This is a genomic window from Allobosea sp., assembly GCF_048595345.1.
Lineage (GTDB): Bacteria > Pseudomonadota > Alphaproteobacteria > Rhizobiales > Beijerinckiaceae > Allobosea.
The window spans coordinates 1-22450 of sequence record NZ_JBMDWH010000152.1; the positions used below are offsets into that span (position 1 = coordinate 1).

The following is a 22450-nucleotide window of genomic DNA, read 5'->3' on the forward strand; positions in this document are numbered from 1 at the left end:
GCCTTCAGGATGGCGGAGATTTCAGCGGGGCGGATGTCCATCAGCCGACCTCTTTCATGGCAAGACGAATTGAATTGAGCTTGGTTTTCAACGAGGCGTCGACCATGCGCGAGCCCATCTTGACGACGAGCCCGCCGATCAGCGCCGGATCGATCTTGACGGTGAGGTCGACATCCTTGCCGGCGACACCGGCCAGGGCCGCGCGGATCTCTTCCAGCCGTGCGGCGGAAGGCTGCTCGGCGAGGGTGACCTCGGCGGAAACGATGCCCTTGGCCTGGGCGACCAGCCGCTTATAGCCCTGGATCATGCCGGGCAGCGCGAAGAGGCGGCGCTTGCTGGCGACGAGGCCGATGAAGTTGGCGGCGATGCCGGTGATGCCGGCCTTGGCCAGGATCGCGTTGACGGCGGAAACCTGCTCCTCGGCGGTGAAGGCCGGGCTCTCGATCAGGCGGGCGAGATCCTCGCTCTCGCCGATCAGGCCGTTGAACGCATCGAGCGAGGCGGCGACGGCGTCGATCGCGCCATTCTCCTGAGCCAGCTCGAAAAGCGCGGTGGCATAGCGCTGAGCCACGCCCGACACCCATGTCCCCTGCGATCCGCCTTCAGCCACGCGTTCCGTCTCTCGTTTCAAGGGACCGCACCGGCGACCTTCGTGCCGAAGGTGGAGTGCATCGTCCCGACGCTGCGAGTATCAAAGGTGCGGAGCCGGCAATATCACGTCCGACAAGACGACTTCGCGACCGAAATGTGGCGGTGCCGTAGCATGCGCCTTTGGGAGGCGCAACCCGCAGGGCGGGCGCAGCCGAGGGAATTCGTGCGGCGCAGGGCCGGCTCACAGGAAGCTCTGCGGGTCGACATCGACTGCGACCCTGACGGAACCTTTCGGCTTGGGGCCGCGCTTCAGCCAGCCGCGCAGATAATCCTGCAGATTGACCTCGCGGCTGGTCCGGACGATCAGCCGCATGCGGTGGCGCCCGCGCAGAACGGCGAGGGGGGCCTCCGCCGGGCCAAGCACCACGATGCCGTCCCCAGCGTCGGCGCAGCGGGCCAGGGCCCGGGCGTGGCCTTCCGCTTCCGCCTGGCTGTTGGCCGACACGATCAGCGCCGCGAGCCGGCCGAAGGGCGGCAGGCCGGCGGCCTCGCGCGCGGCCTCCTCGGCGGCGTAGAATCGCTCCGGATCGCCCGAGATCAGCGCCTTCAGCACCGGGTGGTCGGGGTCGTGAGTCTGGAGGAGCGCGCGCCCCGGCTTCTCGCCGCGCCCGGCCCTGCCCGTCACCTGCCGCAGCGCCTGGAAGGTGCGCTCGGCGGCGCGGGGATCGCCGGAGGTGAGGCCCAGATCGGCGTCGATCACCCCGACCAGCGTCATCCCCGGAAAATTATGGCCCTTGGCGACGAGCTGCGTGCCGATGACGATGTCGAACCCGCCCTCGGCGACGGCCATCAGCTCCTGCTTCAACCGTTCGGTCCCACCGGGAAAATCGCTGGAGAGGACGATCCCGCGAGCCTGCGGGAACAGGGTCGCGACCTCTTCCGCCAGCCGCTCGACGCCCGGGCCGCAGGCGATGAGGCTGTCCGGGGCGTGGCATTGGGGACATTCGTGCGGGCGGCGCTCGACATGGCCGCAATGATGGCAGACCAGCGCCCGCCTGAAGCGGTGATCGACCAGCCAGGCCGTGCAATTGGGGCACTGGAAGCGGTGGCCGCAATCGCGGCAGAGCGTCAGCGGCGCATAGCCGCGCCGGTTGAGGAACAGCAGCGACTGCTCCTTGGCCTCCAGATTGGCCTCGACCGCCCTGATCAGCGCGGCCGAAAGCCAGCGCCCGCGCTCGGGCTTGTCGCGGCGCAGATCCACGAGGCCGAGCTTGGGAAGTTCGCGTCCGCCGAAGCGCTCCGGCAGCTTGAGATGGGCGTAGCGACCGCGCTCGGCATTGACGCGGCTTTCGAGGGAGGGTGTGGCGGAGGCCAGCACCACCGGCGCATTCTCGATGCGCCCGCGCACCACCGCCATGTCGCGGGCATGGTAGGAAACGCCGTCCTCCTGCTTGTAGGCGGATTCATGCTCCTCATCGACGATGATCAGCCCGAGATCGCGATAGGGCAGGAACAGGGCCGAGCGGGCGCCGGCCACGACCTTCGCCTCTCCGCTGGCGATCGCCGCCTGCAGCCGCTCGCGCCTGCGCCCGGTCACGGCGGAGTGCCAAAGCCCAGGCCTGACGCCGAAGCGGGCCTCGAAACGGTCGATGAACTGGGCCGTCAGCGCGATTTCCGGCATCAGGATCAGGCTCTGACGACCGAGGCGGATCGCTTCCGCCACCGCCTCGAAATACACTTCGGTCTTGCCCGAGCCTGTGACGCCCTCGAGCAGCGACACGCCATAGGCCCCGGCCCGAACGGCGTCGACGAGGGCCTGCGCCACCTGCGCCTGTCCCGGCGAGAGCTCCGGCACCGCATGATCCGGATCGGGACTCGCCGCGATCGCCTCGCGCGCCAGCGGCTCGACGAGAAAGGTCCCGGCATCGACGAGCGAATCGATCACCGCCGTGCTGACCGAGGCGGCCTCGGCCAGAGCCGATTTCGCGATCAGCAGGCCGCCTTCGGCCGCCGCGATGGCGCGCTGGCGCGCTGGCGTCATACGGGCCGGCGGCGGGCCGACCAGTCTGACGCCGAGCTTGGGCCGCTCGGGCGTCTCGTCCGGCTGGCGGCGCAGGGCCAGCGCCAGGACCGAGCCTTTCGGCGCCAGCGTGTACCAGGCGACCCAGTCGACGAGCTTCCTCAGGGCCGGATCGAGCGGAGGCATATCGACTTTGGCCGAAACCGCCTTCAGGTTGCCGCCGCGACCGGAGCCCATCTCCCAGACCACGCCGACGGTCTCGCGCGGTCCCAGCGGCACCTGCACGATGTCGCCCGGCGCCAGCACGAGGCCGGGCGGCACGGCATAGCTATAGGCCTGATCGAGCGCGAGCGGGATCAGCACCTCGACCGTGCGGCCTGCCGCCATGTCCGCGTTGTCGTCCATCGCGCCCGTCTCTAGCACCGATTCGGCTGCTGTTAAGGCCGCAGCGTCATCCTGCCGCCATGACCGACCTCGATGCCTTCCGTCGCGACTGGCTGCAGCACCTCGCCGCAGAGCGGCGGCTTTCGCCCAAGACGCTCGAAGCCTATGGGCGGGATTTCTGCCAGTTCCTCGCCTTTCTCGTGGGGCATCTCGGTTCCGACCCGTCCCTGTCCGATATCGCCGCGCTGAAGCCCGTCGATCTGCGCGCCTTCCTCGGCCATCGTCGGCGCGAGGGCGTCGGCAATCGCACGCTGATGCGCCAGCTGGCGGCGTTGCGTTCCTTCGCCCGCTTTGGCGAGCGCAGCGGCAAGCTGCCGGCCGCGGCCTTCTCGGCGACGCGCGGCCCGCGCCTGCCGAAATCCCTGCCGCGCCCGCTGGAGCCGCGGGCGGCCCGCGCGGTGACCCAGGCCGACAGCCGCGCCGGCGAGGACCGGCCGGACTGGATCCTGGCGCGGGACGCCGCCGTGCTCGGCCTTCTCTACGGCAGCGGCCTGCGTATTTCGGAGGCGCTGTCGCTCTCCCGGGCGCAGGCGCCGATGAACGCCGGCGAGACGCTCACCGTCATCGGCAAGGGCAGCAAGACGCGGATGGTGCCGGTGCTGCCCGTGGTCGTCACCGCCATCGGCGCCTATCTGAAGCTCTGCCCGTGGCGGCTCGCGCCCGAGGGGCCGCTCTTCGTCGGCGCCAAGGGCGGGCCGCTTTCGCCGCGCATCATCCAGCTGGCGGTCGAGGGGTTGCGCGGGGCGCTCGGCCTGCCGCCCTCGGCGACGCCGCATGCGCTGCGCCATTCCTTCGCGACGCATCTGCTCGGCCGCGGCGGCGATCTGCGCGCGATCCAGGAACTGCTCGGCCACGCCTCGCTGTCCACGACGCAGATCTACACCCGCCTCGATTCGGCGCGCCTGATGGCGGCCTATGACGCGGCCCATCCCCGGGCGCGCGGGAGCTGAAACGCGCCTCTTGATGCCGCTGCGGAAGGCCTCCACAAGGCGGCAGCGATCGAGGGGTGATTCGATGTCTGGACATGTCGAGGCGCCGGAAGGCGGAAACAAGAAGGTTGCGCTGCTCATCGCGGTGCTGGCTCTGCTGCTGGCTCTCGCCGAGATCGGCGGCAAGCAGGCGGAGAACGAATCCGTCGCCAAGAATATCGAATCCTCGAATCTGTGGGCGTTCTTCCAGGCCAAAACGATCCGCGGCACGGTGGTCCGCACGGCGACCGAGAGCATGGAACTCGATCTGGCGGACACCACCGACGCCCCCGCCCGCGAGCGCATGCAGAAGCGAATCGATGCCTGGAAGGCCACCATCGCCCGCTATGACAGCGAGCCGGAGACGAATGAGGGCCGCAAGGAGCTCGCCGCGCGGGCCAAGCTCGCCGAGCAGGCGCGCGACGATCACAAGGCCCGCAACGAGAATTTCGAGATCGCCTCCGGCCTGTTGCAGATCGGCATCGTCGTGGCCTCGGCCTCGATCATCACCGGGGTCGCGCTGCTGGCGGTCGTCGGCGGCGGTCTGGGCGCCCTGGCGCTCGGCTTCATGGGCCTCGCGCTCTTCGCCCCCCATCTGCTCTTCTAAAGGCCCATCGGGCTCAATAGTGGATGGCGCCGCGGATGCCGCCGCCGCAGGCGATGGCATCACCATTGATCGCGACACTGCGCGGGGAGGCGAGGAAGGCGACCACATCCGCCACCTCGGCGGCATCGACCAGCCGGCCGATCAGGATGTTCGCGCTCATGCCCGCCTCGATCTCAGCTTCGCTCTTGCCGCTGGCGGCCGCCTTTCCGGCGATGAGGCCGGCGGTCTTCTCGGTCCGCGTCAGCGCGGGGTGAACGACCGTGACGTTGATGCCTTGCGGGCCCAGCTCGTCGGCGAGGTTCTTGGTGAGGGCGGCGACCGCGACATTGCGCATCGAGCCGATGGTCGAGCCGGTGGAGCGGGCGGCGAGGCCGCTGATGTTGACGATCCGGCCCCAGCCCTGCGCTGCCATCAGGGGCGCCACCTCGCGCGCCATCCTGAGATAGCCCATCACCTTCACATTCACATCGTCGTGGAACAGCGCGTCGGTGATCTCGCCCAGCTTCGGTGGCGGCGCCTGGCCGCCGGGCTTGCCCGCGGCGTTGACCAGAATGTCGAGGCCGCCGAGCGCCTCGACCGTGCCGGCGACCAGCTTTGTGACCGAGTGGTCCTCGGCCGTGTCGACGGTGATCCCGACGGCCTTGCGCCCCGTCTCCGCGGCGATCGAGGCGGCGGCCGCGTCGAGCTCGGCCTGGTTGCGCGCGGCAATCACGAGATCGACGCCTTCGCGAGCCAATTGCCGGGCGACGGCGAGGCCGATCCCCTTGCTGCCGCCGGTCACGAGCGCGCGCTTGCCTTCGAGATGCAGATCCATGGCGTTTCCTTTTCTCTTGCCTCAGCGGCTGCGGCGCAGGCGCGGATCGATGGCATCGCGCAGACCGTCCCCGAGAAGGTTGAAGCCGAGTACGGCGAGCGCGATCGCCGCGCCGGGGAAGATCGCGAGCCATGCTTGCGTCGCCATGAAGGTCTGCGCCTCGTTCAGCATCCGCCCCCAGGACGGATTCGGCGGCTGCGTGCCGAGGCCGAGATAGGACAGCCCAGCCTCCGCCAGCACCGCGAGCGCGAACTGGATCGTCGCCTGCACCACCAGAATGCCGGCGATGTTGGGCAGCACATGCGAGAGCGTGATCTGGCGGTTGCCGAGGCCGTTGGCGCGCGCCGCCTGGATGAAGTCCTGCGCCCAGACCTGCAAGGCGGCGCCTCGGGCCAGCCGCGCGAAATAGGGCAGGTTCAGCACGCCGATGGCGACGATGGCGTTGAGCATGCCGGGCCCGGCGATGGCGGTCATCATGATGGCGGTCAGCACAGCCGGGAAGGCATGGGTGAAGTCGGCCGTGCGCATGATCAGATGGTCGAGCCAACCGTCGCGCCGCAGCGCCGCGATCAGCCCCAAGGTCGTGCCCAGCACCATCCCGATTCCCACGGCGCCGATCCCGACCGCGAGCGAATTGCGCGAGCCGACCATGATCATCGAGAACACGTCGCGCCCGAACTGGTCCGTGCCGAACCAATGCGCGGCAGAGGGGCCTTGCAGACGCTGGAGGATCGCCATCTGTGTCGGCGGATAGGGCGTCCAGACATAGGACACCAGCGCGGTCGCCACGATCAGGGCGCTGAGCCCCGCCCCGATGACCAGCGAGGGCGAGAGCCAGCCGCGCCTGCGGCCTTTCGCGGAAGGCTCGATCGGGCTCATGACTGCCGAAGCCTCGGGTCGATCAAGCCATAAAGCAGCTCGACCGCGAAATTGATCAGGATCGCCAGGCCAGCGAACAGCATGACGAGATCCTTAACCACGATGAGGTCATGCTGGGCGATGGCCTGGAACACCAGCCGTCCCAGTCCCGGCAAAGCGAAGACGTTCTCGATGATGATGGCGCCGGCGATCAGCACGGAGAATTGCAGCCCGAGAATCGTCACCACCGGGATCAGCGCATTGCGCAGCGCGTGCCGGCGCAGGGTGGTGCCCTCACTCAGCCCCTTGGCGCGGGCGGTGCGGACGAAATCCTCCTGCAGCGTGTCGAGCATGGCCGAGCGGGTGACGCGGGCGATGATGGCCGCTTGCGGCAGGGCGAGCGCCAGCGCCGGCATGGCGAGCGATTTCAGCGCCGTGCCGAGCCCCGCCTGCCAGCCGGGAAAGCCATTGGCCGGCAGCCAGCCGAGCCCGACCGCGAAGACCAGCACGAGCAGCAGGCCGAACCAGAAATTCGGAATGGCGAGCCCGGCCTGGGCGAAGGCCATGACGCCGGCATCGACCGCCTTGCCATGGCGCGAGGCGGCAACCACGCCGAGCGGCATGCCGATGGCGACGGCCAGCAGGATCGCCAGCACGGCGAGCGGCAACGTCACCGCCATGCGCTCGCCGATGAGCTGCGCCACCGGCACGCGATAGGTGTAGCTGAGGCCGAGATCGCCGGTCGCCAGCCCGCCGAGCCAGGTGAAAAAGCGCAGCGGCGCCGGCTGATCGAGGCCCATTTCGGTGCGCAGGGCGGCCAGTGCCTCGGGCGAGGCGTTGAGGCCCAGCGTCACAGCCGCCGGATCGCCCGGCAGCACCTCGAGGACGAGAAAGATGACGAGCGCCGCCGCCAGCAGCGTCGCGACGAGCGCGAACAGCCGGCGCAGGATATAGCCGATCACGCCCTGATCCCAACCGATGATCGGGACGATAGGAGCGCAGAGAACCCTCTCCTTTCGGGAGGCGGCTTCCCCGCGCAGAACCGAGGCCAAGCCGGCGAATGCGACATCACCGCCACTTCAGCTCCGCCAGCGGCGTCACCGGCAATGGCCAGTCCGTCCACATGCCGTCGAGATCGGCCTTGGCGACGGTGATCTTCGGCAGGATGAAGAGGAAACCGTTGACCGCGTCGCGGGCCAGCATCTGCTGCGCCTGCTTGTAGAGCTCGTTGCGGACATCCTCGTCGAGCGTTCCGGAAATCTTGGCGATCAGCGCCTTGAACTCGGGGTTCTTGTACTGGAAGTAGTAGTCGTCCCGCGCGTAGATATCGATGTCGAGCGGCTCGGTATGGGCGATGATGCTGAGATCGTAATCCTTGTTGCGGAAGACGCGCTCGAGCCATTGGGGGAATTCCAGCGGCTCGATCGAAACTGTGATCCCGACCTGTCCCAGCAGCGCCGCGACGATCTCGCCGGCGCGCCGCGCATAGGACGGCGGCGGCAGCTTCAGCGTGCAGGAAAAGCCGTTGGGGAAGCCGGCCTCGGCCAGCAGCGCCTTGGCCTTGGCGGGATCGTAGGGATAGGTCCCCGTCAGATCGACATAAGCCGGGTGTAGCGGCGAGAAATGGCTGCCGATCAGCGTGACGTCGAAGCCGTAGACGCCGAGCGCGATCGTCTTGCGGTCGAGCGCATGGGCGATGGCCTGGCGCACCTTGAGCTTGTCGAAGGGCGCTTTGGCATTGTTGGTGCCGAGCACGGTCTCGCCCTCGGTCTTGCCGATGGTGACCTTGAGCTTCGCATTGCCTTTCAGCTGCGCCACCGCCTCCGGCGCCGAGAGATTGGTGTTGGCGTCGACATCGCCGGCCTGAAGGGCGGCAACCTGCGCCTGCGGGTCGGAGAGGAAACGGAAGGTGGCCTTGGCCAGCGCCGGCTTTTCGCCCCAATAGGCGTCGTTGCGGGCGAATTCGAGCCGATCGCCACGGTTCCAGCGGACGAACTTGAACGGGCCAGTGCCGACCGGGCTGGTCTTGTTGTTGGCGGCGCTCTGCGGAGCGACGATCACCGCGTCGCCCCAGCTCAGCCCGTAGACGAAGTTCGCGGTCGGCTGCTTCAGCTTGATCACCACGGTCGCCGGGTCGGGCGTCGCGATCTCGGCGATCGGCGTGAAGAGCTGCTTCTGCGCATTGGTCGAATCGGCCGCCACGGCGCGCTCGAAGGAGAACTTCACCTGCTCGGAGGTGAAGGGCGTGCCGTCGTGGAAGGTGACGCCCGTGCGCAGCTTGAAGGTGTGGGTGACGTTGTCGGGCGCGATCTCCCAGCTCTGCGCGAGGCAGGGCTGGATCTTGCCGGTCCGGTCCATCTTGACCAGACCCTCGAAGATGTTCTGCAGCGTCACCTCGCGGATCGCCTGAGCGGCGCCCGATGTCGGGTCCAGCGTCGGCGGCTCCAGCGTCATCGAGATGGTGACGGAATCCCTGGCCTGGGCGAGCACCGCCATCGGCAGAGTCGCGGCCAGCGCCGCAAGGCCGGCCCCGGCCATCAGGTCACGCCGCGTCGTCATCATCATCGCTCCATCCCGTTGCGAGGCGAAGATGAGCCGGGATTTCAGTCCCGCGCAAGCCTGCGGGTACGACGACGACCGGTCCTGGTCTGGCGCACTAGTATACCAGGGAATTGACCCTTGCTCGAGGCGGGCTTAGAAACCGGCACCCTCGGGAGATTGCCCATGCTGCTCAACGATGATCGCCTTTTCCCCGCCGATCCTGTCACACGGGGCATCGCGCGACGGCTCTTCGCGACGATCCGCGACCTGCCGATCATCTCGCCGCATGGCCATACTGATCCGCGCTGGTTTGCGCAGAACGAAGCCTTCCCCGATCCGGCGACGCTGTTCGTGAAGCCGGACCACTACATCTTCCGCATGCTCTATTCGCAGGGCGTGCGGCTCGAGCAGCTCGGCATCGCGCGCAAGGATGGCGGCCCGGTCGAGACCGATCCGCGCGCGATCTGGAAGCTCTTCGCAAGCCACTGGCATCTCTTCCGCGGCACGCCGACCCGGCTCTGGTTCGAGCACGCCGCCTCGACCATCTTCGGCGTCACCGAGCGGCTCTCGGCCGAAAGCGCCGACCGCATCTACGACAAGATCGCCGCCAAGCTGGACGAGCCTGAACTCAGGCCCCGCGCGCTGTTCGAGCGCTTCAACATCGAAGCGATCAGCACGACGGAAGGCGCGCTCGACGATCTGCGCTGGCACGACATGGTCCGCGACTCCGGCTGGGGCGGCAAGGTCGTCACCGCCTATCGCCCCGACAGCGTCGTCGATCCGGAGTTTGAGGGCTTCGCTGACAATCTGGAGCAGCTCGGCGCGTTGACCGGCGAGGATATCGGCAGCTGGACCGGCTATCTCGCCGCCCATCGCAAGCGGCGCGCCTATTTCAAGGAGCGCGGTGCCACCTCCTCCGACCACGGCCATGCGACGGCCCGCACCGCCAATCTCTCCGACGTCGAGGCCGAGAAGCTCTACGCCAAGGTTCTCAAGGGCAAGGTGACGCCCAAGGACGCCGACCTCTTCCGCGGCCAGATGCTCACCGAGATGGCGAAGATGAGCCTCGACGATGGGCTCGTGCTCCAGATCCATCCGGGCTCCTATCGCAACCACAACCCGGTGCTGTTCGAGCATTTCGGCCGCGATATGGGCGCCGACATCCCCACCCAGACGAGCTATGTCGAGGCGCTGAAGCCGCTGCTCGACGCGGTCGGCAACGAGCCGGGCCTCACCGTCATCGCCTTCACCCTCGACGAGACCAGCTATTCGCGCGAACTCGCCCCGCTCGCCGGGCATTATCCGGCGCTGCGGCTGGGGCCGGGCTGGTGGTTCCTCGACGCGCCGGAAGCCACGCTGCGCTTCCGCGAGCTGACCACGGAGACCGCCGGCTTCTACAATACGGTCGGCTTCAACGACGACACACGCGCCTATCTCTCGATCCCGGCCCGGCACGATCTGGCCCGGCGGGTCGATTGCGCCTATCTCGCCAAGCTCGTCGCCGAGCACCGGCTGGAGGAGGACGAGGCTGCCGAAGTGGCGCATGATCTCGCCTATCGCCTCGCCAAGGAGGCTTACAAGCTGTGACCCGCCTGTCCGAGGCCACTCTGGGGCAGATCGCCCCCGCCATCCGTCGGCCCGCCTATGATCGCGCGGCTCTGAAGCCCGGCATCGTTCATCTCGGCCTCGGCGCCTTCGCACGTGGCCATCTTGCCGAATATACCGAGGATGCGCTGGAGAAACGCTTCGGCGCCTGGGGCATCGTCGGAGCGAGCCTGCAGCGGCCCGACCAGCGCGACAGGCTCCAACCACAGGACGGGCTCTATACGCTTCAGAAACTGGCGCCTACCGGGCCGGAGCTGCGCGTGATCGGCTCGGTGCTCGACGTGCTGGTGGCGCCCGAGAATCCGGCCGCGCTCGTGGCACAGCTGGCGGCGGCCGAAACCCGCATCGTCTCGCTGACCGTCACCGAGAAGGGCTATTGCCACGATCCGGCGACGGGCAGGCTCAGGGCCGACCATCCCGACATTCTGCACGATCTCGAACAGCCCGATGCGCCGCGCTCCGCGATCGGTCTGATCGTCGCCGCGCTGCGGGCGCGGCGCTTGGCGGGACGCGGGCCCTTCACCGCGCTGTGCTGCGACAACCTGCCCTCGAACGGCCATGTGCTGCGCGGGCTGGTGCGCGATTTCGCGGCGCTGCAGGACGATGCGCTCGCCGCCTGGATCGAGGCGACCGGTGCCTTCCCGGCGACGATGGTCGACCGGATCGTACCGGCGACGACAGAGGCGGATATCGCCGAGGTCGCCCGTCTGACCGGGCTCGAGGATGCGGCCCCGGTCATCGGCGAGCCTTTCCGGCAATGGGCGATCGAGGACGTCTTCGCAGAGGGCCGCCCGGCCTGGGACGAGGTCGGCGCGCAGATGGTTACGGAGGTCGCGCCCTTCGAGTTCATGAAACTGCGCATGCTCAACGGCACACACTCCTCGCTCGCCTATCTGGGCTATCTCGCCGGCCATGAGACGGTGGCGCAGGCGAGCGGCGATCCGGTGCTCGCCCGCTTCCTCGAGGGCCTCTGGGCGGAGATCATCCCGACCGTGCCCGCGCCGCAGGGCGTGGCGCTTCAGGATTACGCCAAGGCGCTCCTGGTTCGCTTCCAGAACCCGGCGATCCGCCATCGCACCTGGCAGATCGCGATGGATGGCTCGCAGAAGCTGCCGCAGCGCCTGCTCGGCACGATCCGCGACCGGCTGAAGGCGAAGGCGCCGATCGCCCATCTCGCGCTCGGAGTCGCCGCATGGATGGCTTACGTCTCCGGCATCGACGAGAAGGGCGCCGCGATCGATGTGCGCGACCCGCTGGCCGGCGAGTTCCAGCGCCGCAGCGAGGCGGCCGGCCGCAATGCCCAAGCGCTGAGCGAGAGCCTGCTCGACATCGAGGCCATCTTCGGGCCGGACCTGCCGCGCGAGGAGCGCTTCACCAAGGCGGTCGCCGCGCATCTGGCGGCGTTGTTCGACGAGGGCGCCAAGGCGAGGGCTGCGAGCCTGGGCTGAGCCGGCCCTCGTCTGTCTCGGGTCAGAACGGCGCCGGATATGCGAGAACCTTCCGTCCTCCGGGAGCGCGTTACCGCGCTCCCCACTCTTCTGTCTTGATCCGGACCGCCATCCTGCGCCAGATGCGCCGCAATGCTGCGCGCACTCGCCGTCCCTTTGCTCTCTCTGCTGCTCGCGGCGGGCGCCGTCGCCCAGGAGCCGCCGCGCGTCACCATCCCGAATTTCTGGGACCCGCGCATCCGCCTCGACAGGCCCGAGCCCGGCCCGCCGCGGGTCGTGCGCTTCCTCGCCGACGACGACTATCCGCCGTTTCATTTCACGGCACCGGACGGAACTCTGACCGGTTTTTCCGTGGAGCTCGCCCGGGCTGCCTGCGAGAGGCTGGGCTGGACCTGCACGATCCAGCCGCGCCGGTTCGACACGCTGCTCGACGCGCTCGCCGAGAATCGCGGCGAGGTGGTCGCAGGGGCGATGAACCTGTCGGCTGCCATCCGCAGGCGCTTCGCGGCGAGCCATCTTTATTTCCGCAACCCCGCCCGCTTCCTGACGACGCGCGGCAATGCCCGGCCGGAGCTCGACGCGACGCAGTTGCAGGGGCGCCGCGTCGCGGTCGTCGCCGGCTCGGCGCACGAAGCCTTCCTCGACAGGCTGATGCCGCTGGTGCAGCGGCGCCCGGCGCCGAGCCTCGCCGCCGCGCTGACCGCGCTGCGCAGCGGGGATGCCGAATATCTCTTCGCCGACGGGGTCTCGCTCTCGCTGGTCATGGCAGGCGGGGCGGGCGATCTCGCCTTCGCCGGCGGGCCCTATCTGGAGAGCGCCTATTTCGGCGAGGGCGTCGCCTTCATTCTGCGCAAGGACGATCCGGCCCTGAAACGCGCGCTCGACTACGCGCTCCAGAGCCTTTGGGACGATGGCAGCTATGCACGGCTGTATCTGCGGTTCTTCCCGGTCAGCCCGTTCTGAGGTTCACGGTGCGTTGCTCGCCAGCGCCTGCTTGGCGACGGCCGCGAGCCAACCGGAGGCGGCGGGCAGGATCGCGTCGTTGAAATCGTAGCGGTTGTTGTGAAGCTCGCCGTTTGGGGCGGTGGGGCCATTGCCCATCCAGATATAGCAGCCGGGCCGTTTTTCGAGAAAATGGGCGAAATCCTCACCCGTCGTCGAGGGCTTCAGATCGCGCCGGACGGTGAGGCCCGCCGCCTGCCCGGCCGCGGCCGCCATCTCCTCCTCCGCCGGCGTGTTGACTGTGGCGCTGCCATGCATGATCTCGATCTCGGCCGTCATCTCGAAGGTCGCGGCGACATGGTCCGCGATCGTGCGCAGGCGCGCGAGGAGGCGGTCGCGCACCGCCGGAACGAAGGTGCGGAACGTACCTTCGATGAAGACGCTGGAGGGGATCTGGTTCGCGGCGGTGCCGCCATGCACCTGTCCGATCGAGACCACAGCCGATTCCATCGGGTCGACATTGCGCGCCACGATGGTCTGCAGCGCGACGATGAGATGGCCCGTCGCCACGATCGGGTCATGCGCCTGTTCGGGCAGGGCGCCGTGCCCGGCCTTGCCATGAAGCGTGATTTTGAACCGGCCCGGCTCCGACATCACCGGGCCGCGATGCACCGCGACGGTGCCGGCCTCCAGCCCAGGCCAGTTGTGAAGGGCGAAAATGCGCTGCATCGCGAAACGCTCGAGAATGCCGTCATCGAGCATCGCCTTCGCGCCCCCCGCACCTTCCTCGGCGGGCTGGAAGATCAGTTGCACCGTGCCGCTCCAGCTGGGATCGCCCTTGAGCAAGGCGGCGGCGCCGAGGAGGGCGGTGGTGTGACCGTCATGGCCGCAGGCATGCATTACGCCGGGAGTCTGCGAATTGTAGGGCAGGTCGTTGGCCTCCAGGATGGGCAGCGCGTCCATGTCGGCGCGCAGGCCGACCGAGCGTTCCGAGCCGCCGCGCGTCAGTGTCGCGACGATGCCGTGGCCGCCGATGCCGGGCGTGAAGGGCACGCCCAGCTCCGCCAGCCGGGCCTGCACGAAAGCGCTCGTCGCTTGCTCGTGGCGCCCGAGTTCGGGATGGGCGTGGAGATGATGGCGCCAGGCGGTGAGCGTCTCATGCAGGTCGCGGTCCAAGGCGGCATCCTCCGGCAGGCGTGATCGCGGCAGGGTAGAGGAGGCGCCGGGCCGGCGACAACCGGGCGGCACACATGGCGACCCTGCGGGCGCACCCGGCCGGTCGCCTTCACCATGGCGCCCGGCGGCTGCAAGCCCTGCATTGACGCCGGCCTTCGCAATCTGCGAAAGCCCCTGCTCCGCATTTCCGCTGCCCCGGAGAGGATACCGACCGACATGCCCGCCTTCGACCCCGCCCTTGTGGACGCCGCACAGCGTTCGGCCGCCTGGCCGTTCGAGGAAGCTCGCAAGCTGGTGGCGCGGATCGAGAAATCCGGGAAGAGTTCGGTGCTGTTCGAGACGGGCTACGGCCCCTCGGGCCTGCCGCATATCGGCACCTTCGGCGAGGTCGCCCGCACCACGATGGTGCGGCACGCCTTTCGCGTGCTAACCGGGGACGCGGTGCCGACCCGTCTGCTCTGCTTTTCCGACGACATGGACGGCATGCGCAAGGTTCCGGAGAATGTGCCGGACCCTGCGGCGCTGCAGCCCTATCTGCAAATGCCGCTGACGGCTGTGCCCAATCCGTTCGATGGCGATTATCCGAGCTTCGCGCACCACAACAACGCGATGCTGCGGCGCTTCCTCGACCGCTTCGGCTTCGATTACGAATTCGCAAGCGCGACCGAGTACTACAGGGCCGGCAAGCTCGATGCCGTGCTGCTGCGCGCCGCCGAGCGCTATGACGACATCATGAAGGTGATGCTGCCGACGCTGGGCGAGGAGCGCCGGGCGACCTACAGCCCGTTCCTGCCGATCTCGCCGAGCAGCGGGCGCATCCTCTATGTGCCGCTGAAGCAGGTGGACGCCGAGGCCGGCACGATCACCTTCACCGACGAGGACGGGACGGACAAGACGGTGCCGGTCACCGGCGGCCATGTGAAGCTGCAATGGAAGCCGGATTTCGGTGCCCGCTGGGCGGCGCTCGACGTCGATTTCGAGATGTTCGGCAAGGACCACCAGACCAACGCGCCGATCTACGACCGGATCTGCGAGATCCTCGGTGCGCCGGCGCCGCTGCATTACGTCTACGAGCTCTTCCTCGACGAGCAGGGGCAGAAGATCTCCAAGTCGAAGGGCAATGGCCTCACGATCGAGGACTGGCTGACCTATGGTCCGCCGGAGAGCCTGGCTCTCTATATGTTCCAGCGCCCGCGCGAGGCCAAGAAGCTGCATTTCGACGTGATCCCGCGCGCGATCGACGAATATCTGCAGTTCCTCTCCGCCTATGAGAAGCAGGACTGGAAGAACAGGCTCGGCAATCCGGTCTGGCACATCCATGCCGGCGAGCCGCCGCAGCCGGAGGTGGTGTCCTCCGGCCAGGGCGACAATGCCGTGAAGACGCAGATCACCTTCGGGCTGCTGATGAACCTCGTCGCCGTGGCCAATTCCGAGGACAAGGCGGTGCTCTGGGGCTTCCTGCAGCGCTATGCGCCGGGCATCTCGCCCCAGACCCATCCGCGGCTGGATGCCCTGGTGGGCTATGCGATCGCCTATTTCCGTGACTTCGTGAAGCCGGCAAAGAACTATCGCGAAGCCGACGAGGTCGAGCGCGACGCCTTCGGCAAGCTGGATGCCGCGCTGGCCGCGCTGCCGGCGGATGCGACGGCGGAAATGGTGCAGGATGTGGCGCTGGACGTCGCGCGCTTCATCCCGCGCTATCAGAACCTGACGGCGAAGAACGCCACGCCCGAGCGCCCCGGCGTGACCGGCGAGTGGTGGAAGGCGATCTATCAGGTGATGTTCGGCGAGGATCAGGGCCCGCGCTTCGGGTCCTTCGCGGCGATCTACGGCCTGTCCAACACGCGCGCCCTGATCGCCAAGGCGCTCGCCGGAGACCTCGTGACGGAGCATGCGGCCTTCCTGGCGCAGCGAGGTTAGCTCCGGCGGCTGAGGTGCATCAGCGGCTCGCCGATTCCCGGTTGACGGACCGGAACGGGCAGCCTCGTCATGCGTTATGAGCGTCGGACGCAGCGTCGCCTTGCGGCGCGGCATGTATCGGTTTTGGTTGCGGCTGCGCTGTCGTATCGGTTCCTCTTCGTTGAGGAGCGTATTTTCAAGGTCAGGACGATTCTGTGACGACCCCGGCCGAGCGCGACGCGCGCTTCATCAAGAGCGTCCTGGCAGCCTCGAACGACTGCATCAAGGTGCTGGACCTCGACGGCAGGCTGACCTTCATCAGCGAAGGCGGCATGCGGGTCATGGAACTTAGCGACTTCAATGCCGTGAAGGGCTGCCCCTGGCCCAGCTTCTGGGAGGGGCAGGGCACGCTCGACACCCAGAAAGCGATCGCCGAGGCGCAGGAAGGCCGCAGCTTCCGCTTCGAGGGGCCCGCCAACACCGCAGGGGGCAATCCGCGTTACTGGGACGTGCAGGTCTCGCCCATTCTCGGGGCGGATGGCCGGCCCGAGGCCATCCTGTCGGTCTCGCGCGACATCACCGAATTGCAGAGGGAGCGTGAGAAATATCAGCTCCTTGCCGGCGAACTGAACCACCGCATCAAGAACATGCTCGCCATGGTCCATGCCGTGGTCAACCAGACGCTGCGGCTGCATGGCGACGACATCGCCGGCACCAAGGATCATCTCTCCGCCCGCATGGGGGCGCTCGGCCAGGCGCAGGACGTGCTGATGGCGAGCGCGGTCTCGGAGACGACGCTTGGGGTGCTCGTTTCGAAGATCCTGCAGCCTTACGGGCTCGGCCACCGGATCCGGGCCGAGGGGCCGGAGACGAGAGTGGCGTCCCGCGCCGCGATGGCGCTGGCTCTGGCGATCCACGAGCTGGCGACGAACGCCGTCAAATACGGAGCGCTGTCGGATGATCGCGGCTCGGTCGAGATGCGCTGGCAGCTCGATGCCGAGCGATTCCGGATGTGCTGGACCGAGAGCGGCGGGCCCACGGTCCAGACGCCCGTGCGGCGCGGCTTCGGCTCGCAGGTGGTGGAAAAGGCGCTGTCGGGCTATCTCACCGGGCGCTCGACGATCGACTACCGGCCCGAGGGCGTCGTGCTGAATGTCGATGCGCCCGTCTCGGCGCTGCTGGCGAACTACTGAAACGTCCCCGGCGGGGCTCGAAAGCCTGCGAAAACGCGGGACGGCGCCGAGCGCCGCCCCGCCGGATCTGATCAGGCGTGCGTCGTGGTCTGAACGTCGACGCTGGCCTTGATGGCGTTGGAATAGGGGCAGATGCCGTGGGTGGTCTCCACCAGCGTCTTCGCCTCGTCCTCGGCGAGGCCGGGCAGATAGACGTCGAGCGCGGCGGTGATGCCGAAGCCGCCCTCGGAGCGCGGGCCGATGCCGATCTCGGCCGTCACGGTCGAGCCTTCGGGCACCTTGATCTTGGTCTGCTGCGAGGCGACGCGCATCGCGCCCAGGAAGCAGGCCGAATAGCCCAGTGCGAACAGCTTCTCGGGGTTGGCGCCCTCGCCGCCGAGGCCGCCCAGCTCCTTCGGCACGACGAGGTCGAGCGCCATGGTGCCGTCGTCCAGCTTGGTCTTTCCATCGCGTCCGCCGCCGCTGGCGGTGGCCTTGGTCTTGTACTTCGCATCGACCGGCATCGGGATTCTCCGTCTGGTTGGATCTGAAGGTCTCGGTGGACAACGAGTTAGGGGCAGCCGGGGTCCATGTCAATTGTTTACAATATAATTTCTTGCAAAATAATTTTGTGCTGTCATATTCGTTTCATGGATCACCATCCCGACCTCACCAGCGAGGCGCCGCAGCTCGACGAGCTGCTGTGCTTTCTCATCCATTCGACCGGCTTCGCCTTCAACCGGGTCTATCGCGGGCCGCTGGAGCGGCTGGGCCTAACCTATCCGCAATATCTGGCCATGCTGGTGTTGTGGGATCGTGACGGGCTGACGGTCGGCCAGCTGGGCGAGCGGCTGCGGCTCGACAGCGGCACGCTCACCCCGCTCCTGAAGCGCCTGGAAGCGATGGGGTTCGTGACGCGCAGGCGCTCGCTCGAGGATGAGCGGCGGGTCGTCGTCTCGCTGACGCCGGAGGGCGAGGCCTTGCGAAGCAAGGTCGGCGAGGTGATGGGCTGCGTGTCGGAGGCGGTCGGCTTGCCGGGCGGCGAGGTCGCAGAGCTGATGCGGCGCCTCACCGATCTGCGCGGGCGGCTGGAGAAGGCGGCTTCCTGACGCGAGGCCTTGCGCGGCTGCCGCTTCAGCGCAGGTAGTGAATATGCGGGCGGCCGTGATGCGGCGAACTCTCGACCCGCGCTTCCACGCCGAAGACCTCGCGCAGCAGCGCCTCGTCGATCACCGTCCCCGGCTCGCCGGTCGCGACGACCCTGCCCCTGTCGAGCACGATGAGGTCGTCGCAGAACATGGCGGCGTGGTTGAGGTCATGCAGGGCGACGATGCTGGTGATGGGCAGCGCCGAGACCAGGCGAAGCACACCGATCTGATGCTGCACGTCGAGATGGTTCGTCGGCTCGTCCAGGATCAGTTCGGTCGGGGTCTGGGCGAGGGCGCGGGCGATATGGGCGCGCTGCTTCTCCCCACCCGAGAGACTCTGCCAGCGATCGGCGCGGCGGTCGGCGAGGCCGGCCCGGGCCAACGCCTCGTCGACGGCGAGATCGTCGGCGCTGCTCCAGCGCGAGAGCCAGGAGCGATGGGGAAAGCGGCCGAGCCGCACGATGTCGTCGATGCGCAGATTGGCGCTGGTGGTGGCATGCTGCTCCACGAAGGCGACGCGGCGCGCGACGCTGCGGGCCGCAAGCGTCGAGATGTCCGTTCCGTCGAGCAGCACCCGGCCCGATTGCGGGCGCTTGAGCCTGGCCAGCAGGCGAAGCAGCGAGGTCTTGCCCGAGCCGTTGGGGCCGAGCAGCCCGAGCATGCGCCCTGGCCGCGCGGCGAGGGACACGCCGTCGAGGATCAGCCGACCGCCGGCGCGCCAGACGAGGTTTTCGGCGGTGATGCTCATGCGGCGCGCTGCAGCCTGTAGAGGATCAGCGAGAAGAAGGGCACGCCGACCAGCGCCGTCACCACGCCGATCGGCAGCACCTGATGCGGGATCAGCGCGCGCGAGGCGACGTCGGCCAGCACCATGAAGACGGCTCCGACCAGCGCGCAGGCGGGCAAGAGCCGCAGATGCAGCGGCCCGATCAGCGCGCGCGCCGCATGCGGCACGATCAGCCCGACGAAGCCGATGGAGCCGACCATGCTGACGATCGTCGCCGTCATCACAGCCGTCAAACCGAACAGCACCATCCGCGCCTTGCCGACATCGACGCCGAGCGAGGCGGCGGTCTGGTCGCCGAAGCTGAAGGTGTCGAGCGTGGTGGCGTAGCAGAGGCAGGCGACGAGCCCGATGCCGACGATGACCGCGACGAGGGTGAATTCCGGCCAGCGCACGCCGCCGAAGCTGCCGAGCAGCCAGAACATCACGTCGCGCGCCTGCTGGGCGTTGCCGGATGTGGTGACGATATAGGCGGTGACGGCGTTGAAGAGCTGCGAAGCGGCGACGCCCGCCAGGATGGTGCGGTCGGCGCCGCCCCTCGTGCCGTTCGAGAGCAGCGCGACGAAGCAGAAGGCCGCGAAGGCACCGACGAAGGCGCCCGCCGACAGCGACACCGCGCCGGCCCCGAGCCCCAGGATGATGATGGCTACCGCGCCGGTCGAGGCGCCTGCCGAGATCCCGAGCACATAGGGCTCCGCTAGCGGATTTCGCAGCAGGGATTGCAGGATCGCTCCCGACAGAGCCAGGCCCGCGCCGCAGAACGCCGCTACCAGCGCCCGGCTCAGGCGATAGTCCCAGATCACGGTTTCGGTGATGCGGTCGAGCGGCACCGCCGTCCAGCCGAGGCGGTTGGTCAGGGCCGTCCATGTGGTCGCGAGCGGGATCGGCAGATCGCCGATGCCGACGCTGAGCCCGATCGCGAGGGCGAGCGCGACCAACGAGCCGGCGGCCAGTGCGGCAAAGGCCAGCCCGTTGCCCGGTGTCGCGGCCCGAGCGCTCACTTCAGCAGGCCGAGCGCTCTCAGCTGCCCGGCCACCTGCTCGGCGCCCAGAAGCGTGCGCACCGTCGGGTTCATGGCCTGGCCGTCCATCACGACCATCGCCTTGTTCCTGACCGCGGGCAGCTGGCTCACCGCAGGATCGGTGGTGAGGAAGCGGATTTTCGCGTCGGGCTTGTCGAGCTCCCAGCGGTTCCGGTCCAGGCTCGCGACCACGATCACGTCGGGCTTGGCGGCGATGATGCCTTCCCAGCCCAGGGTCGGCCATTCCGCCTCCGCCTCGATGGCATTGCGGCCGCCCAGGAGGTCGGCGATGAAGCCCGAGGCGCCGTTCTTGCCGCCGAGATAGGCGTCGGCGGAAGGGGAGGGGCTGGAGAACCAGAAGACATAGGACAGCTTGCGCTCCCCTGGCGTGACGCTCGCGCGCAGCGTCGCCTCGCGCTTCCTGAAATCGGCGATCAGGGCCTGGCCGCGATCGGAGACGTCGAAGATGCGCGAAAGCTCGTCGATCTCCTGGTAGAGCAGGTCCGTGGTCCAGAGCCGGGCGCGGCTGCCATAGGCGTCCTTGCTGCCCTTGGTCTCCAGGCAGGTGCCAGGCGACAGATAGCTCGGGATGTCGAGCCGTTCGAAATCGTCGCGCTTGGCGACCTTGCTGCTCGGCCCGAGAAGGGTCGGCAGCGCGGCGGCGACGAAATCGGGCCGCTCGGCGAGGATGCTCTCGAAGGTTGGGAACTCGACCGAGAGCAGCTTGACGCGGGCATTGGCGTCGGCGAGCTCGGGCAGCGGCTTGCTCGGCCAGAAGGCGGTGCCCGCCATCCGGTCCTGCAGGCCGAGCAGCAGCATGATCTCGGCGCTGTTCTGGCCGAGGCCGATGGCCCGCTGCGGCGGCTTGCGAACCGTGACGGTGGCGCCGCAATTCTCGATGGTGAGAGGATATTGGGTCGGGGCCGCCGTCGCCGGGGCGGCGAGACCTGCCGAGAGAGAGAGGCCGAGCGCGGCCAGCCAAGAGCGAAGCGTCTTCACGAAATCGATCCGGTTACATGTCTGCAAGGCGCGCTCTTAGCCGCACCGCCAGAAAAGCGCCAGATCGCGCACAAACATTATAAGTATTCAAAACTGGCGTGAGCGGCCCAGTTCTATCCACCAGCGAAGCGTCCGCGGGAGAATATTGCGAGGTCAGCGTGATACGCGACGTCCGCAGGGGTCGAAATTGGCCGTCGTGGTGTCGAGCGCTCCAGCCTGCGAAGGTGCGGAGGTCGCGAGATCCAGCATGGCCGCTCGGCCCCATCGCCGCGCTACGCGCCGATCCGCCGCCCCTCGCCATCGAAGAGATGGATGCGTTCCGGATGGAATGTCAGCCAGGCCCTCTGCCCCACTTGCAGATCGGTGCCGCGCGGACACTCCACCGTCAGCGTCTTCCCGTCCGGCAGTTCCACATAGGCGTAGCTCTGCGCGCCGAGCCGCTCCATCACCACGACGTCGCCGAGGAGGACGGCTTCGTTTTCCGGGCAGAGGACGAGGTCCTCGGTACGCAGGCCGAGCGTCACGCTCTGCTCGGTCGGCGCGCGATCGGTCGACGAGTCCGGGAGGCGAACCTCGCGCAACGGCAGCTTCAAAACCCACGAGCCGTCATCGGCGCGGCTGCGCGTGGTGGGGATCGTGTTCATCGTCGGGCTGCCGATGAAGCGAGCGACGAACAGCGTCGCGGGACGATGATACAGGTCGAGCGGCCGGCCGATCTGCTCGACATGGCCCCGGTTCATGACGACGATCCGGTCGGCCAGCGTCATCGCCTCGACCTGGTCATGGGTCACATAGATCGTCGTGGCCCGCATGCGGTGATGCAGCTTCGCGATCTCCAGCCGCATCTCGACCCGCAGGGCCGCATCGAGATTGGAGAGCGGTTCGTCGAACAGAAACGCGGCCGGCTCGCGCACGATCGCTCGGCCCATGGCGACCCTCTGCCTCTGGCCGCCGGACAGCTGCGCCGGGCGCCGTTCGAGGAAGTCGCCGATCTTGAGAACGGCCGCCGCCGCTGCGACGCGCCGGCCGATCTCCGCTTCGCCGGCGCCGCGCATCTTCAGCCCGAAGGACATGTTTTCGCGCACGCTCATATGCGGGTAGAGCGCGTAATCCTGGAAGACCATGGCGATGTCGCGCTCGGCCGGCGTCCGCTCGTCGACGCGCTGGCCAGCGATCTCGATGGCGCCGCCGCTGATGTCCTCGAGCCCGGCGACCATGCGCAGCAGGGTCGATTTCCCGCAGCCGGACGGCCCGACCAGAACGAGGAATTCGCCGCTCTCGATTGCGAGATCGATGCTCCGGATGACCTCCACCTCGCCATAGGCCTTGCGCACGCCGTTCAGAGCGATCGCCGCCATCTGCATCTCCTCCTGTCAGGCATCACGCTTGACTTCATTATCGTTATCATTATCA

General features: G+C 68.1%; 20 protein-coding genes. 8 read left to right on the top strand and 12 right to left on the bottom strand.

Going from position 1 to position 22450, the window contains the following annotated elements:
- Positions 1-40: 40 nt before the first annotated feature.
- Together ACOJTB_RS14080 and ACOJTB_RS14085 are read right to left on the bottom strand one after the other, a co-directional pair.
- Entirely contained in the window at positions 41-610 is a 570-nt protein-coding gene (locus ACOJTB_RS14080) for a F0F1 ATP synthase subunit delta (RefSeq protein ID WP_420103154.1), read from the bottom strand.
- A gap of 222 nt (positions 611-832) precedes the next feature.
- On the bottom strand, positions 833-3016 hold the full coding sequence (locus ACOJTB_RS14085) for a primosomal protein N' (protein ID WP_420103155.1): 2184 nt from the start codon (positions 3014-3016) through the stop codon (positions 833-835).
- 59 nt (positions 3017-3075) lie between these two features.
- Between ACOJTB_RS14085 and ACOJTB_RS14090 the strand changes: the two genes are divergently transcribed.
- The gene (locus tag ACOJTB_RS14090; protein WP_420103156.1) at positions 3076-4005 is read left to right on the top strand and encodes a tyrosine recombinase XerC; all 930 of its coding nucleotides are present in this window, start codon (positions 3076-3078) and stop codon (positions 4003-4005) included.
- 64 nt (positions 4006-4069) lie between these two features.
- Positions 4070-4630, top strand: a complete 561-nt coding sequence (locus ACOJTB_RS14095; protein ID WP_420103157.1) for a DUF4337 domain-containing protein — start codon at positions 4070-4072, stop codon at positions 4628-4630.
- 13 nt (positions 4631-4643) lie between these two features.
- Here ACOJTB_RS14095 and ACOJTB_RS14100 read toward each other — a convergent pair whose 3' ends face one another.
- The 4 genes from ACOJTB_RS14100 to ACOJTB_RS14115 all read right to left on the bottom strand — a co-directional run bounded on the left by ACOJTB_RS14100 (position 4644) and on the right by ACOJTB_RS14115 (position 8867).
- Positions 4644-5444, bottom strand: a complete 801-nt coding sequence (locus tag ACOJTB_RS14100) for an SDR family NAD(P)-dependent oxidoreductase (RefSeq protein WP_420103158.1) — start codon at positions 5442-5444, stop codon at positions 4644-4646.
- 21 nt (positions 5445-5465) lie between these two features.
- A complete protein-coding gene (locus tag ACOJTB_RS14105) occupies positions 5466-6323 on the bottom strand; it encodes an ABC transporter permease (RefSeq protein ID WP_420103159.1) in 858 nt (285 codons plus the stop codon).
- Entirely contained in the window at positions 6320-7264 is a 945-nt protein-coding gene (locus ACOJTB_RS14110; protein ID WP_420103160.1) for an ABC transporter permease, read from the bottom strand. The genes ACOJTB_RS14105 and ACOJTB_RS14110 overlap by 4 nt, the downstream gene beginning before the upstream one ends.
- A 106-nt stretch (positions 7265-7370) precedes the next feature.
- Complete coding sequence (locus ACOJTB_RS14115; RefSeq protein ID WP_420103161.1) at positions 7371-8867, bottom strand: ABC transporter substrate-binding protein; 1497 nt, start codon at positions 8865-8867, stop codon at positions 7371-7373.
- 159 nt (positions 8868-9026) lie between these two features.
- Between ACOJTB_RS14115 and uxaC the strand changes: the two genes are divergently transcribed.
- The 3 genes from uxaC to ACOJTB_RS14130 all read left to right on the top strand — a co-directional run bounded on the left by uxaC (position 9027) and on the right by ACOJTB_RS14130 (position 12859).
- Entirely contained in the window at positions 9027-10430 is a 1404-nt protein-coding gene (gene uxaC, locus ACOJTB_RS14120; protein WP_420103162.1) for a glucuronate isomerase, read from the top strand.
- Positions 10427-11896 (top strand): mannitol dehydrogenase family protein, encoded by a 1470-nt coding sequence (locus ACOJTB_RS14125; RefSeq protein ID WP_420103163.1) that lies wholly within the window; start codon positions 10427-10429, stop codon positions 11894-11896. The genes uxaC and ACOJTB_RS14125 overlap by 4 nt, the downstream gene beginning before the upstream one ends.
- 132 nt (positions 11897-12028) lie before the next feature.
- A complete protein-coding gene (locus tag ACOJTB_RS14130; protein ID WP_420103164.1) occupies positions 12029-12859 on the top strand; it encodes a transporter substrate-binding domain-containing protein in 831 nt (276 codons plus the stop codon).
- A gap of 3 nt (positions 12860-12862) precedes the next feature.
- Here the strand turns inward: ACOJTB_RS14130 and ACOJTB_RS14135 are convergent, their stop codons facing one another.
- Positions 12863-14014, bottom strand: coding sequence for an amidohydrolase (locus tag ACOJTB_RS14135; RefSeq protein ID WP_420103165.1), 1152 nt, complete (start codon positions 14012-14014; stop codon positions 12863-12865).
- Between the two features lie 216 nt (positions 14015-14230).
- Here ACOJTB_RS14135 and ACOJTB_RS14140 point away from each other — a divergent pair, with 216 nt between their 5' ends.
- Together ACOJTB_RS14140 and ACOJTB_RS14145 are read left to right on the top strand one after the other, a co-directional pair.
- Complete coding sequence (locus ACOJTB_RS14140; RefSeq protein WP_420103166.1) at positions 14231-15934, top strand: lysine--tRNA ligase; 1704 nt, start codon at positions 14231-14233, stop codon at positions 15932-15934.
- A gap of 194 nt (positions 15935-16128) precedes the next feature.
- Positions 16129-17106, top strand: a complete 978-nt coding sequence (locus ACOJTB_RS14145) for an HWE histidine kinase domain-containing protein (protein ID WP_420103167.1) — start codon at positions 16129-16131, stop codon at positions 17104-17106.
- A 71-nt stretch (positions 17107-17177) separates the two neighbouring features.
- Here ACOJTB_RS14145 and ACOJTB_RS14150 read toward each other — a convergent pair whose 3' ends face one another.
- Positions 17178-17609, bottom strand: coding sequence for an Ohr family peroxiredoxin (locus tag ACOJTB_RS14150; protein ID WP_420103168.1), 432 nt, complete (start codon positions 17607-17609; stop codon positions 17178-17180).
- 126 nt (positions 17610-17735) lie between these two features.
- On the opposite strand from ACOJTB_RS14150, the gene ACOJTB_RS14155 reads away from it, so the two are divergent.
- On the top strand, positions 17736-18194 hold the full coding sequence (locus tag ACOJTB_RS14155; RefSeq protein ID WP_420103169.1) for a MarR family winged helix-turn-helix transcriptional regulator: 459 nt from the start codon (positions 17736-17738) through the stop codon (positions 18192-18194).
- A 25-nt stretch (positions 18195-18219) separates the two neighbouring features.
- Here the strand turns inward: ACOJTB_RS14155 and ACOJTB_RS14160 are convergent, their stop codons facing one another.
- The 4 genes from ACOJTB_RS14160 to ACOJTB_RS14175 form a co-directional block, all read right to left on the bottom strand.
- On the bottom strand, positions 18220-18981 hold the full coding sequence (locus ACOJTB_RS14160) for an ABC transporter ATP-binding protein (RefSeq protein WP_420103170.1): 762 nt from the start codon (positions 18979-18981) through the stop codon (positions 18220-18222).
- A complete protein-coding gene (locus ACOJTB_RS14165; protein WP_420103180.1) occupies positions 18978-19985 on the bottom strand; it encodes a FecCD family ABC transporter permease in 1008 nt (335 codons plus the stop codon). Before ACOJTB_RS14165 ends, ACOJTB_RS14160 begins: the two co-directional genes overlap by 4 nt.
- Before the next feature lie 29 nt (positions 19986-20014).
- Positions 20015-21037 carry an ABC transporter substrate-binding protein gene (locus ACOJTB_RS14170; protein WP_420103171.1) on the bottom strand — a complete coding sequence of 341 codons (1023 nt, stop codon included), beginning with the start codon at positions 21035-21037 and terminating at the stop codon, positions 20015-20017.
- Between the two features lie 272 nt (positions 21038-21309).
- Complete coding sequence (locus ACOJTB_RS14175) at positions 21310-22395, bottom strand: ABC transporter ATP-binding protein (RefSeq protein ID WP_420103172.1); 1086 nt, start codon at positions 22393-22395, stop codon at positions 21310-21312.
- Positions 22396-22450: the final 55 nt, after the last annotated feature.

What these genes read in the sequence shown, in the direction of transcription:
- ACOJTB_RS14085 (WP_420103155.1), bottom strand. Translation starts at nt 3,016, where the DNA reads ATGGACGACAACGCGGACATGGCGGCAGGCCGCACGGTCGAGGTGCTG.
- ACOJTB_RS14090 (WP_420103156.1), top strand. Translation starts at nt 3,076, where the DNA reads ATGACCGACCTCGATGCCTTCCGTCGCGACTGGCTGCAGCACCTCGCC.
- ACOJTB_RS14095 (WP_420103157.1), top strand. Translation starts at nt 4,070, where the DNA reads ATGTCTGGACATGTCGAGGCGCCGGAAGGCGGAAACAAGAAGGTTGCG.
- ACOJTB_RS14100 (WP_420103158.1), bottom strand. Translation starts at nt 5,444, where the DNA reads ATGGATCTGCATCTCGAAGGCAAGCGCGCGCTCGTGACCGGCGGCAGC.
- ACOJTB_RS14105 (WP_420103159.1), bottom strand. Translation starts at nt 6,323, where the DNA reads ATGAGCCCGATCGAGCCTTCCGCGAAAGGCCGCAGGCGCGGCTGGCTC.
- ACOJTB_RS14115 (WP_420103161.1), bottom strand. Translation starts at nt 8,867, where the DNA reads ATGATGATGACGACGCGGCGTGACCTGATGGCCGGGGCCGGCCTTGCG.
- uxaC (WP_420103162.1), top strand. Translation starts at nt 9,027, where the DNA reads ATGCTGCTCAACGATGATCGCCTTTTCCCCGCCGATCCTGTCACACGG.
- ACOJTB_RS14130 (WP_420103164.1), top strand. Translation starts at nt 12,029, where the DNA reads ATGCTGCGCGCACTCGCCGTCCCTTTGCTCTCTCTGCTGCTCGCGGCG.
- ACOJTB_RS14140 (WP_420103166.1), top strand. Translation starts at nt 14,231, where the DNA reads ATGCCCGCCTTCGACCCCGCCCTTGTGGACGCCGCACAGCGTTCGGCC.
- ACOJTB_RS14150 (WP_420103168.1), bottom strand. Translation starts at nt 17,609, where the DNA reads ATGCCGGTCGATGCGAAGTACAAGACCAAGGCCACCGCCAGCGGCGGC.
- ACOJTB_RS14155 (WP_420103169.1), top strand. Translation starts at nt 17,736, where the DNA reads ATGGATCACCATCCCGACCTCACCAGCGAGGCGCCGCAGCTCGACGAG.
- ACOJTB_RS14160 (WP_420103170.1), bottom strand. Translation starts at nt 18,981, where the DNA reads ATGAGCATCACCGCCGAAAACCTCGTCTGGCGCGCCGGCGGTCGGCTG.
- ACOJTB_RS14175 (WP_420103172.1), bottom strand. Translation starts at nt 22,395, where the DNA reads ATGGCGGCGATCGCTCTGAACGGCGTGCGCAAGGCCTATGGCGAGGTG.